This window comes from Cellulosimicrobium sp. MI9406, assembly GCF_040595865.1.
GTDB classification, from domain to species: domain Bacteria; phylum Actinomycetota; class Actinomycetes; order Actinomycetales; family Cellulomonadaceae; genus Cellulosimicrobium; species Cellulosimicrobium funkei.
Genome location: NZ_JALIZI010000005.1, coordinates 55760 through 67709 on the forward strand (window position 1 = coordinate 55760; position 11950 = coordinate 67709).

Consider the following 11950-nt stretch of genomic DNA (forward strand, 5'->3'; position numbering starts at 1 on the left):
AAGGAGTGTGGACAGATGCACGGCAGGAGAGCGGACGGCGGGCGCAGGATGCTCCGCCGGCTCACGGCGGGGCTGACCGCGTCCGTGGTCGTGGCGACCGGCGCGGTGACCGTGCTGCCCGGCGCGGCGGCCGCGGAGGACGTGGAGGTCCTGGCCGTCGACCTGGCAGCGTCGACGGGCGCGGTGCAGGGCGGAGCCTCGGGCATGCTTTACGGGCTGGGCGACGACGGCGTGCCCACCGACCCCATCATCGCGGGGGCCCGGCCGACCAACGTCACCCAGAAGGCACCGCACGGCGCGCAGCACCCCAACGGGGACCCGCTCGACGTCGAGCGCTCGCTCTTCGAGAACGGGGGCGAGTACCTGATGGTGAACATCCAGGACTACTACCCCGACTGGGCCTACAACGGCGGCAAGCGTCCCGAGGACTTCGACACGTACCTCGACATCGTGCGCACCGTCGTGACGAGCATCGTCGAGGAGTCCGACTACCCCGAGCGGTACGTCTTCACGCCGTTCAACGAGCCCGACGGCATCAACTGGTACGGCGACTGGAACGTCATGCGGGACACGTTCCTCGCGGACTGGAAGGCCGCCTACGAGACCATCAAGGAGGTCTACCCCGAGGCACGGATCGCCGGCCCTGGTGACGCGTGGTGGCACGGGACGAGCACCCGCCAGATCCTCACCTACGCGAAGGCCAACGACGTCCTGCCGGACATGTGGACCTGGCACGAGCTCGGGGTCGAGAACCTCGCGACCTTCCGCTCGCACCTCGCCGAGTTCCGCCGGATCGAGCAGGAGGTCGGCGTCGGCCCGCTGCCCGTGAACATCACGGAGTACGCGATGCGCCGCGACATGGGCGTGCCCGGCCAGCTGGTGCAGTGGATCTCGATGTTCGAGGACGAGAAGGTCGACGCCCAGACGGCGTACTGGACGTTCGCGGGCAACCTCAACGACAACATGGCCAAGAACAACGGCGCGAACGGCGCGTGGTGGCTGCTCAAGTGGTACGGCGACCTCACGGGGGAGACCGTGGAGCTCACCCCGCCGGCGCTGAACGCGGTCGACACGCTGCAGGGGCTCGCCGCCCTGGACGCCGAGAAGCGCCAGGCGACGGTGCTCTTCGGTGGCGGCTCGAAGGACGTCCGCCTCGACGTGTCAGGGGTCGACGCGGAGGTCTTCGGCGACGAGGTCGACGTCCAGGTGCGCCGGGCGGAGTTCACCGGGCAGGAGGGCGAGGCCCTGGCGCCGCCGGTCGTGGTGGCCGAGCGCGCGTCGGTGGTCGACGGCGCGGTGCAGGTCGTCGTCCCGAACGACGACCGTCACTCCGCCTACCAGGTCGTGGTGACGCCGGCCCTCGACGAGGCGCCCGTGGCGGACACGACGTGGAGGCAGCGCGTGGAGGCGGAGTCGACCCGGCTGTCCGGGCTGACGGTCGTGGACCGGCCGGCCGGTGACGCGTGGACGTTCGCGGCCTCGGGCGCGAAGGACGTGCGCGGGTTCACGACGGCGGGCGCGTCGGCGTCGTGGACGGTCGACGTCCCGACGACGGGCACGTACCGCCTGGGCGTCATCGCGGGGGTGAACGGGCCGAACGTGGGGCCGGGCTCGCACGCGCTGTTCGTCGACGGGGCTCCGGCGGGGACGATCCGCTACGAGGCGGGGTTCTCGGACTCCTACCGCGGCAAGGCGGAGGTCCTGGTGGAGCTCGAGGCGGGTGCGCGCGAGCTGTCGGTGCGCGCGAGCGCCGACGGGTCGACCGTGCTGCCCGGGGCGAACGTCACGCTCGACCGGTTCGACCTCGAGCGGGTGGACGGCCCGGACACGACGACCTACCCGGCCCACCTCGCCCGTCTGCAGGGAGCGTCGGTCTCCTACGACGCCGGAGAGGCCGGGCGGGTGCAGGTCGGCGGCGACGGCACCGCGACGTTCTACGTGGCCGCGCGCGAGACGGGGTACTACGACGTCACGCTCGACTACTCCGCGGACGCACCGACCACGGTGGGCCTGCGGCTCAACGGCCGGGAGGTCGTGGGCCTCGAGGCCGACGCCGCCGGTGCGCGCACCTCGTCGGCGCGGGTGCACCTCGCGCAGGGGATCACGGAGCTCGCGGTCACCGCGCCGGGCGGCATCTCGCTCGGTGCGCTGACGACCACGCGTGCGGCAGGGTCGGACGCGTCGGTCGAGATGGTCGAGGCCGAGGACGTGCTCCAGCTCTCGGGCGGTGCGCGGCTGGAGTCGGTCGCGCAGCCGACCGACGTGTCGGGACGGCAGGTCTCCTGGCTGGGCGGCAGCGAGCAGAGCGTCGCCGTGTGGCCGCGCGCGGAGGGCGTGGGCGCAGGCCAGTACGACCTCGTGGTGCGGTACGCGAACGCGGAGAAGAACACCGGGCACGCGTACAACACCGACGTCATCACGCGCTTCCTCGACGTGAGCGAGGGTGGCGGCGGCACCACGCGCGGCGCCTTCCGGCACAACTACTCGTGGAAGGGCTTCTGGACCCACACGGTGGCTCTGGACCTGACCACCGACGACGGTGCCCTGACGCTCGGCAACGCCACGGGCTGGGCCCCGAACCTGGACACGCTGGCCCTCGCGCCGCTCGTGCTCGACGTGAGCAACGGGGCGTCCTCGCCGGGCGTCGCGGTGGAGGTCCAGGTGCAGCCGCGCTGCCTGGCGGGCACCGCGTACCTCGCCGTGCGTGCGACGAACGAGGAGCCGTCCGCGGTCGACCTCGCCGTCGTCACGGCGTACGGCAGCCGCGACTTCGCGGCGGTCGCGCCCGAGCGCTCCGGCTACCAGTCGTTCGCCGTGCGCGCGGCCCGGCTCGAGGCGGGGACCGTCACGGTGACCGCGTCGACGGACGGGCGCGACGGCCGGTACGACGTCGCGTACGACGCGCTCGACTGCGGCTGACCGGCTGGCCGACGTCGCTCGGGCCCCGCACGGAAGTGGACCGTGCGGGGCCCGAGCGCTGTGCTCTCCAGGGCGGCACGAGGGCCGAGCACCCCGAGGCGGAGCGCCGCGCGGCTACCGCCGGACCTGCTCCAGCGGCTCCGCGAGCCGGGTGCACTCGCTGCACCGCAGGCGTCGTGCCGTCCGCACGACGGGGTTCCCCACGGAGGTGGCGGGGATCCGGATCCTCACCTCGTGGGTGTGCTCCGCGCACGTGGCCGCGCCGCACTCGCTGCACACGGCCGTCGCGACCCGGCCGTCGCGGGGGGTGGTCCCGCACTCTGCACACTGCATGGCTCCTGCTCTCCGCCGGCGCAGGGCGCCGGCTGCTCGGTGACTGCGTCGTCGTGCGCGCCGGGCGTCGTCGCCCGGGCGCGCGTGCCGTTCAGCGGGCGGCGGAGTCCTCGGGGTCCGTCGCGATCGCGCGGACGGGCCGGCACGGGTTCCCCACCGCGACGACGCCCGCGGGGATGTCCCGCGTGACCACGGACCCGGCGCCGATGATGCTGTCGTCGCCGATCGTCACGCCGGGCGTGAGGGTGACCGAGCCGCCGATCCACACGTTGCTGCCGATCGTGACGGGCTCGGGGCGCTCCCAGCCCTCGCGGCGGCGGACGACGTCCTCGGCATGGTTCGGCGTGTAGATCGAGCAGCGCGGACCGATGAGGCAGTCCGGGCCGATCGTGACGAGGCCGCCGCCGATGACCATGAAGTCGGCGTTGATGAAGGTGCGCGCGCCGATCTGCAGCCGGTCGCCGTAGTCGATCGTCAGCGGCGGGCGGAAGTCGATCCCCTCCTCGGCGCCGGGGACGAGCCGGTGGAAGAGGCGGCGTGCCTCGTCGACGTCCTCGAAGTACACGCGCCCGATGCGGGCGCACGTCGCGTGCGCGTCGCGGGTCAGCTCTTGCAGCGCGGGCGACGTGCGGTAGCGCAGCCACCCGCCGGAGAGCAGGCTGCGGAGGTCCTCGTCCGTGGCGGCCAGCTCGGCCATCCTCGTCGTCGGCTCGGTCGTGCTGCTCATCGGACTCCCTCGTCGCAGATTAGTATTTCGATTAAACATATAGGCGACCGCGACGCCGCGCAAGACCCGACGCGCGACCGGTGAGCTCACCGCGGCACGGCCCGTCGGCCGCCGTCGACGGGCGGTCGCCCGCGGCGGGTCAGGACGCGCGGTCGAGCACGCGGCGCAGGCGCGCCTTCTTCTCGTTCTCGCGCACGACCCACGCCACGTCCGGGTCCGACGACCCGCGCAGCGCCGCGAACCGCGGCACACCGGCGGCCGGGTCGCCGACGACGGCGACGCTCCAGCAGTACCCGAGGGCCTGGCGCAGCGTGCGCACGTCGGGGTCGCGGCGCGCGTCGACGGGGAGCGCACCGATCGAGGCGGTCGCGGCCGCGCACGCGTCCAGGGCGGCGGTCGCGGTCGCCGGGTCTCGCAGGAGTCGCGGCTCGCAGATCCCGGCGACGGCGGCGCGGCGGACCAGCGGGTCGGGGTCGGCGACCCACGACGCGACGAGCGTGCGGAGCGTAGCGGGCTCGGCGTCGCCGATCCGTTGGAGCGCCATCGCGGCGGCCTCGCGGACGCGCCACGACCCGTCCGACGCGCGGGCGCGCAGCCGGTCGGTCGGCTCCGCGCGTGCGTCGGCGGGGGCCTCGACGACGAGCCGGCCCAGCCCGCACGTCCCGCAGCACCGGAGGTACTCGTCGGGGTCGTCGGCCAGGGCGCGCACGAGGTCGGCGGGCGCGACGTCGGCGAACGCGCCCAGGAGCTCGAGGTTCGCGCGCGGGCCCGGCAGCCCCGATCCCGCGGTGAGGTGCGCGCGCACCGCCGCCGGGTTACCGCCGAGCGCGCGCAGCGCGGCCCGGTGCTCCTCTCGCACGGTCATGCCGACCACGCTAGGACGCGGCGCCCCCGCCCGACAGGGTCTTTCGGCCGGGCTCGGCCGGGCTCGGGCGGCCGCGAGCCGCGAGCCAGGGGCCGGGAGCCGCCCGAGGGCGCCTGGCCCCTGGCTCAGCGCAGCGGGTCGAACGCGCGGATCTCGTCGGGGGTCTCGCCGGTCGTCACGAGGTGGGCGAGCGCCCGGCCGGTCGCGGGCCCGAGCACCATGCCCCACATGCCGTGGCCGCCCGCGACGTAGACGCCGCGCGTGCGCGTCGCGCCGACGAGCGGCAGGCCGTCGGGCGTGACGGGGCGCGAGCCGACCCACTCGTCGTGCCGGTCGTCGAGGTCGACGCCCTGGAACAGGTGCCGCACGGATGCGAGGATCGCGTCGATCCGCCGGGGCTGGAGCGGCTCGTCCGGGCCGCGGAACTCCATGGTCCCCGCGATGCGGAACCGGCCCTGGTAGGGCGTGCACGCGACGCGGCGCGCGGGCAGGTAGATCGGCGTCTCGACGGGCTCGTCGGTCTTCACGGTGAACGAGTAGCCGCGTCCGGCCTGCACGCGCGTGCGCACGCCGAGCGGCGCCGCGAGCGAGGGCAGCCACGCGCCGGTCGCGAGCACGACGGCGTCGCCCCGCAGCACGACGCCCTCCTCGCGGTCGACGGGGGAGCCGGCCCGGCGCGGCACCCCGGCGTCCGGCCCGACGCCGTCGGTCACCCCGGACCCGTCGCTCGCCCCGGCGCCCACGAGGGCGGGGTGCCGGGCGGCGTCGGGGTGCACGGCGCGCGCGAAGACGCACGCGCCCAGGCGGCCGGGTTCGACGTCGAGCACCTCGAGGCCGGTGAGGATGGTGCCGCCGCGGGCGCGCACGGAGTCGGCGAGCGCGTGGACGTACGGTCCGGGCTCGAGGAAGCGCTGGCCCTCGAGCGCGTAGACGGTGGAGACGCGGTCGGTGAGCTGGTGGGCGCGCTCGCCAGCCTCGACGCGCCGGACGGGGACGGTCTGCCCGGCGGCGGCGACGTGCTCGAGCTCGCGCAGGAAGGGCCGGGCCTCGCGCACGTGCTCGAACGCGACGGTGAACGGGCCGGGAATCGTGCCGGCCTCGACGCCGTGGCCGAGGCTGCCGCCCGCGGCGAGCTCGTCGAACGCGTCGAGCGCGACGCGGTCGATCGGGGTGAGGGCCGCCATCGCGCGGTCCCAGCGGGCCTGCGTCGCGTGCGCCATGAAGCGCGCGAAGAACGTCCACAGGCGCGGGTCGAACCGCAGCGGGACGTGCAGGGGAGCGGCCGGGTCGAGGAGGGCGCGCGGCCCGTACGTCCACAGGGACGGGTCGGCGAGCGGCATCGCCATGCCGGGGGTGAGCCACCCGGCGTTGCCCCACGAGGAGCCCGCGGCGACGCCCTCGCGGTCGACGACGGTCACCTCGACGCCCTGCTCCTGGAGGTGCCACGCGGTCGCGAGCCCCACCATGCCGGCGCCGACGACCACGGCCGTGCGAGGGGCGCGGCCGGGGGGTGCCGACCGGGCGTCGCGAGAACGGGGACGGGGACGAGAGGTCGTGCTCACGCCGGGCTCCTTCGACCGACGCCCGCCCCGCGGGTGGCGAGGCGGGCGCGTGGCTGGTGTGCGGCGGGATGGTGCCGCACGACTCACAGCGTGGTGGATCCTTCGGTGTGCGGCAAGATGTGCCGAAGGATCATCGCTCCCGGCCGCTGCCGCCGCCGCGACGTTCGCCCGCCGACCAGGGGAGGCCCACCGTGCCGAAGGATCTTCGACCGCCCGCGCTGGACGACGTCGACCGTCGCATCCTCGACGTCCTCGCGACCGACGCGCGCGCCACGAACGCGGCGGTCGCCGCCCGCGTCGGCATCGCGGCCTCGACGTGCCACGCGCGCGTCCGGGCCCTCGTGGACCGCGGCGTGATCCGGGGCTTCCGGGCCGACGTCGACCCCGCGGCGCTCGGCCGGGGGCTCGAGGCGCTCATCGCGATCCGCCTCCAGGCCGGGGCCCGCAAGGGCCTGGAGGCGTTCCGCGACTACCTGCTGACGCTGCCCGACGTCGAGGGCGTCTTCTTCGTCACCGGCGACCGCGACTTCCTGCTGCACGTCGCGGTCGCCGACTCGGACGCGCTGCGCGACCTGGTGTCCCGGACGCTCAGCGTGCGCCCCGAGGTGGCCGGGACGAGCACGACGGTGATCTTCGAGCACGCGCGTCCCTGAGGCCCTGGCCTCACGCCACCGTCGTCCCCTCCCGCACGCGCGACCGCAGGACGTGCTTGGTGAGCTTGCCGGAGGGGTTCCGGGGGAGCTCGGTCACGAGCGCGACGTCGCGCGGCACCTTGTAGCGCGCGAGCCGGTCGGCGAGGAAGGCGCGCAGCGAGTCGAGCGTCGGCTCGGCACCGGGCGCGGGGACGACGAACGCGACGACCGTCTCGCCCCAGTCGGCGTGCGGCCGCCCGACGACGGCGACGTCCGCGACCTCCGGGGAGCCGCGCAGCGCCTCCTCGACCTCCTGGGAGTAGACGTTCTCGCCGCCCGTGATGATGACGTCCTTGAGCCGGTCGACGATGAACAGGTACCCGTCCTCGTCGACGCGCACGACGTCGCCGGTGCGGTACCAGTCGCCCACGAGCACGGCCTCGGTCGCCTCCGGGTCGTCGAGGTAGCCGACCATCCGGGTGTCCGACCGCAGCCAGATCTCCCCGGTCCCGCCCGGGCCGACGTCGTCCCCGTCGAGGTCCACGACCCGCACGTCGACGCCGGGCATGCCCGCGTGCCCGATCGAGCCCGCCTTGCGCTCCTGGTCGGCCGGGCCGAGCGCGGTGCCGACCGGACCCATCTCGCTCATGCCGTAGACCTGGTGCAGCTCGCCCGGGTAGGCCGCGCGGATCGCGCGCACGGTGTCGGCGCCGACGGGCGCGCCGCCGGCGAGCCACAGCCGCGCGCTCGACAGGTCGAACGTCGACAGGTCGATGCCCTGCGCGGCGGCGACCTGGAGCGGCGCGACGTACGCGATGGGCGCGCCGAAGAACGCGGTCGTGCGCTCGGCCTCGACCGTCCGCAGCATCTCGATCGGGTGGTACTCGCGCAGCAGCACGGTCGTCCCGCCGAGGAACACCATCGACAGGAACCAGTTGTTGAGGGGCGAGGCGTGCCAGATGGGCATCGCGAGAAGGAAGCGGTCGTCCGCGCGCAGCCCGACGGCCGCCGTCGTGTAGGCCGCGACCGAGCTCAGCCCGCGGTGGGTGTGCTCGCAGCCCTTGGGGGCCGCCGTCGTGCCGGACGTGTAGAGCACCTGGGCGATCGTGTCCTGGTCAGGCGGCACGCCGTCCCACGGCGCGGCGGCCGCGACGAGCGCGTCGAAGTCGTCGCGCCCCGGCGTCCCCTCCGCGTCCTGCCCGACGGCGTCCGCCTCCGTCCACAGCCAGCGCACCGCGGGCGCGGCGGCGGTCGCGACGGGGGCCAGGCTCGCGTCCGCGACGCCCAGCACGGCGCCGCTGTGGGCGACGAGCCGCGCGACCTCGGGCGCCTGGAGCTTGTGGTTGACGGGGACGAGCACGGCGCCCGCGCGCCACAGGCCGAACGCCGCGACGACGAACCCCGGCGTGTTGTAGGTCATGACCGTGACGCGGTCGCCGGGGCGCACGCCGGCGTCCCGGAAGACGGCCGCCGCGCGGCGCGCGGCCGCGTCGAGCTCGGCGTACGTGAGCCGGCGCTCGCCCAGCACGAGCGCCTCCTTGGTCGGGACCTTGCGTGCCGTGCTCTCGAGCATGCTGCCCAGGTGCATGTCGTCCTCCTCGACGTCGTGCGCGGCGTCGTCCTCGACGCCTCCGGCCCGGCGGCCGGTACCGCGATGAATTGAATCATGCTTCAATTCTTCGTGGAAGCCGCCCCGAGGCGGTTCACCCGACGACGACGGAGGACCCGTGCCCTACCGCGAGACTCCGGCGACGCGCGCCGCCCGCGAGCGCAAGCGCGACGCCCTGCTCGACGCAGCGCGGACGATCGTCGCCGAGCACGGGTTCGCCGGCGCGAGCGTGCAGGCGCTCGCGGCGCGCGCCGGGGTGAGCACCGGCGGCGTCTACTCCTACTTCCCGACGAAGGCCGACCTGCTCGTCGCGGTGTTCCGCCAGGCGGCCGACGTCGAGCTCGACGCGGTGCGCGCGGCGGCCGCCGCACGCCCGGACGACCCGCCCGGCGGCGGCACCGCGGTGCGCCTCGCCCGCGCCGTCGACACGTTCGCGCGGCGCGCGCTGCGCGGCCCGACGCTCGCGTGGGCGCTCCTGCTCGAGCCCGTCGACCCGGCCGTCGACGCCGCGCGGCTCGAGTACCGCCGCGCGTACGCGACGACGTTCGCGGACGTCGTGCGCGACGGCGTCGCGGCGGGCGAGATCCCCGACCAGGACGTCGCAGTCGTCGCGACCGCGCTCGTCGGGGCGATCGGCGAGTCGCTCACCGGCCCGCTGTCGCCGCTCGCCGCGGCCCGCGACGGCGGGTCCACGGGCCCGGCGCCGACCCCCGGCGAGCGGGACGCCGTCGTCGCCACGATCCAGCGCTTCTGCCTGGGTGCCGTGGGCGCCCGGACGGTGGCGCCCGCCCCCGCCTGACCTGCCCGCCCGAACCACCCACCTGACCCGACCGTCCGGGCCGCACCCGAGCACCGCCGCACCGACCCGAGCCACCCGCAGAGCCGCAGGAGGACACCGTGACCCCGACCGACACCCGCAGCGACACTCCCACCCGGGCCGCCGGCACCAGCGGGACCGCAAGCGTCACCGACGCCGCGACCGCCGTCCCGCACCCGGCACCCCGCACGACCCACCGCGTGACCAACCAGCCGCCGGAGCGCGAGGGGGTCAACGAGTACCTCGACCACCCCGTGCTGCGCGAGGCGGTGCACGCGTACGGCGGGGCGTGGGGCGAGGACCGGCTCGTCGAGGTCGGCGCGCTCGTCGGGACGGGCGACTTCCAGCGCGCGGCCGAGCTCGCGAACGTCCACGAGCCCGTGCTGCGCACGCACGACCGCCGGGGCCACCGCATCGACGAGGTGGAGTACCACCCGGCGTACCACGAGGTGATCGGGGCGGCCGTCGCGCACGGCGCGCACACGAGCGCGTGGGCGGAGCCCGGGCCGGGCGCGAACGTGGTGCGGGGCGCGGTGTTCTCGCTGTTCGCGCAGGTCGAGCCGGGCCACGCGTGCCCGGTCTCCATGACGCACGCGGCGGTGCCCTCGCTGCGGCACGCGCCGTCGCTCGCCGCGGCGTGGGAGCCGCGCCTGCTCGCCCGCGGGTACGACGGCGCCCTCGCGGCCCCGGGCAGCAAGCCCGGCGTGCTCGTCGGCATGGCGATGACGGAGAAGCAGGGCGGCTCGGACGTGCGCGCGAACGCGACGACGGCCGTGCCCGCCGGGGCCGACGGCGCCTACCTGCTGACCGGGCACAAGTGGTTCTGCTCGGCGCCGATGTCCGACGCGTTCCTCGTGCTCGCGCAGGTGCCGGGCGCATCGGGCGAGGGGGCGCCGTCGTGCTTCCTCGTGCCGCGCGTGCTGGAGGACGGCACGCGCAACGTGTTCCGCATCCAGCGCCTCAAGGAGAAGCTGGGCAACAGGTCGAACGCGTCGTCGGAGATCGAGCTCGACGGCACCGTCGGGTTCCTCGTCGGGGAGCCGGGCCGCGGCGTGCGGACGATCATCGAGATGGTGTCGCGCACGCGGCTCGACTGCGTGCACGGCTCGGCCGCGGGCATGCGCCAGGCGGTCACCGAGGCGCTGTGGCACGCGCGGCACCGCACCGCGTTCGGCGCGGCGCTCGTGGACCAGCCCGCGATGACCGCGGTGCTCGCCGACCTCGCGCTCGAGTCCGAGGCCGCGACGCTCACGTCGGTGCGCCTCGCCGCCGCGCACGACGGCGAGTCCGAGCACGACCGCGCGTTCCGCCGCCTCGCGACGGCCGTGAGCAAGTACTGGGTGTGCAAGCGCGGGCCGCACCACGCGTACGAGGCGATGGAGTGCCTGGGCGGCAACGGCTACACGGAGGCGTTCCCGCTCGCGCGCCGCTACCGCGAGCAGCCGGTCATGGCGATCTGGGAGGGGTCGGGCAACGTCATCGCGCTCGACGTGCTCCGCGCCATGGGCCGCGAGCCCGCGTCCGTCGCGGCGTTCGAGGCGGAGCTCGCCACGACGGCGGGCGCGCACCCCGTCCTCGACGCGCACGTCGCGCGCACGCGCCGTCTGCTCGCGGAGGTCGCGGGGGCCGACGCCGGGGCGCAGCAGGCGCAGGCCCGTCGCGTCGTGGAGTCGCTCGCCCTCGCGCTCCAGGCGTCGCTCGTGGTGCGGCACGCGCCGGCGGGCACGGCCGACGCGTTCGTCGCCGCGCGGCTCGGCGAGGACCGCGGCCACGGCTACGGCGTCCTGCCGCGGGGCACCGACGCGCACGCGATCCTCGCCCGGCACGCGGGGGCATGACCGGCGGCCGGCTGGCGTCTGGAACACACAACCCCCGTCCTGCTTCGGCTACGGTCTCGGAGAGCGGTGGCCCGAGATCGAGGCCGTGATCGGGCCGTACCAGAGGGGGGTCCTCGCGTCGGTGAGCGCCCTCGTCGGCGAGGAGGGGCACGTGGGTTCGTGGGAACGGGGCGACGGCGTCCTCGAGCTGCCCGACGGACGGCGCGTGCGGGGTCGCGGGCTGCGCGCGGGGCTGCCCGGGCCGGGCGACGAGCCGGAGCTCGGCGTCTACCTCACCGGAGGGCGGCCGCCGTCGCAGCCCTGGGAGTCGTGCTGGGTCCGGTGGCCGGACTTCGCGCTGCCGCGGTCCACGCCGGACGCCGTCGCGGTGCTGCGCGAGGCGTACGAGCGGGCCCCCGACGAGCGCGTGGAGGTCGCCTGCGGGGGTGGGACCGGCCGCACCGGCACGGCGCTCGCGCTCCTCGCCGTCTGGGGTGGCGTCCGTCCCGACGACGCCGTCGCCTGGGTTCGCGCGCACTACCGGCCTCGCGCCGTCGAGACGCCGTGGCAGCGCCGCTGGGTCCGCCGCACCGGGGCCAGCACGGTCCCGTAGATCCGGCTCCGGGACAGTGGCGTGCCAGGGAGCGATCGTCCGTGGGTGCCTGGTCG

The 11950-nt window shown here is 75.6% G+C and carries 9 protein-coding genes; 5 read left to right on the plus strand and 4 right to left on the minus strand.

Features of this window, described 5'->3' with window-relative positions:
- Window positions 1-15 precede the first annotated feature (15 nt).
- Window positions 16-2919, plus strand: coding sequence for a hypothetical protein (locus MT994_RS10520; RefSeq protein ID WP_354806174.1), 2904 nt, complete (start codon window positions 16-18; stop codon window positions 2917-2919).
- A gap of 424 nt (window positions 2920-3343) precedes the next feature.
- Here the strand turns inward: MT994_RS10520 and MT994_RS10525 are convergent, their stop codons facing one another.
- The 3 genes from MT994_RS10525 to MT994_RS10535 all read right to left on the minus strand — a co-directional run bounded on the left by MT994_RS10525 (window position 3344) and on the right by MT994_RS10535 (window position 6406).
- The gene (locus tag MT994_RS10525) at window positions 3344-3979 is read right to left on the minus strand and encodes a sugar O-acetyltransferase (RefSeq protein WP_194521672.1); all 636 of its coding nucleotides are present in this window, start codon (window positions 3977-3979) and stop codon (window positions 3344-3346) included.
- A gap of 139 nt (window positions 3980-4118) precedes the next feature.
- Window positions 4119-4844 (minus strand): HEAT repeat domain-containing protein, encoded by a 726-nt coding sequence (locus MT994_RS10530; protein ID WP_354806176.1) that lies wholly within the window; start codon window positions 4842-4844, stop codon window positions 4119-4121.
- A 125-nt stretch (window positions 4845-4969) separates the two neighbouring features.
- Window positions 4970-6406: an FAD-dependent oxidoreductase gene (locus tag MT994_RS10535; protein ID WP_354806178.1), complete on the minus strand. Its 1437-nt coding sequence runs from the start codon at window positions 6404-6406 to the stop codon at window positions 4970-4972.
- Between the two features lie 191 nt (window positions 6407-6597).
- Between MT994_RS10535 and MT994_RS10540 the strand changes: the two genes are divergently transcribed.
- Window positions 6598-7059: an Lrp/AsnC family transcriptional regulator gene (locus MT994_RS10540; RefSeq protein ID WP_021482652.1), complete on the plus strand. Its 462-nt coding sequence runs from the start codon at window positions 6598-6600 to the stop codon at window positions 7057-7059.
- Between the two features lie 10 nt (window positions 7060-7069).
- On the opposite strand, the gene MT994_RS10545 is transcribed toward MT994_RS10540, so the two are convergent.
- Complete coding sequence (locus MT994_RS10545) at window positions 7070-8626, minus strand: AMP-binding protein (RefSeq protein ID WP_354806180.1); 1557 nt, start codon at window positions 8624-8626, stop codon at window positions 7070-7072.
- A 139-nt stretch (window positions 8627-8765) separates the two neighbouring features.
- Here MT994_RS10545 and MT994_RS10550 point away from each other — a divergent pair, with 139 nt between their 5' ends.
- The 3 genes from MT994_RS10550 to MT994_RS10560 all read left to right on the plus strand — a co-directional run bounded on the left by MT994_RS10550 (window position 8766) and on the right by MT994_RS10560 (window position 11894).
- A complete protein-coding gene (locus MT994_RS10550; RefSeq protein ID WP_354806182.1) occupies window positions 8766-9446 on the plus strand; it encodes a TetR/AcrR family transcriptional regulator in 681 nt (226 codons plus the stop codon).
- A gap of 98 nt (window positions 9447-9544) precedes the next feature.
- Window positions 9545-11302, plus strand: a complete 1758-nt coding sequence (locus MT994_RS10555; protein ID WP_354806184.1) for an acyl-CoA dehydrogenase family protein — start codon at window positions 9545-9547, stop codon at window positions 11300-11302.
- A 151-nt stretch (window positions 11303-11453) separates the two neighbouring features.
- Window positions 11454-11894: a protein-tyrosine phosphatase family protein gene (locus tag MT994_RS10560; RefSeq protein ID WP_163186682.1), complete on the plus strand. Its 441-nt coding sequence runs from the start codon at window positions 11454-11456 to the stop codon at window positions 11892-11894.
- The last annotated feature ends 56 nt before the right edge of the window (window positions 11895-11950 follow it).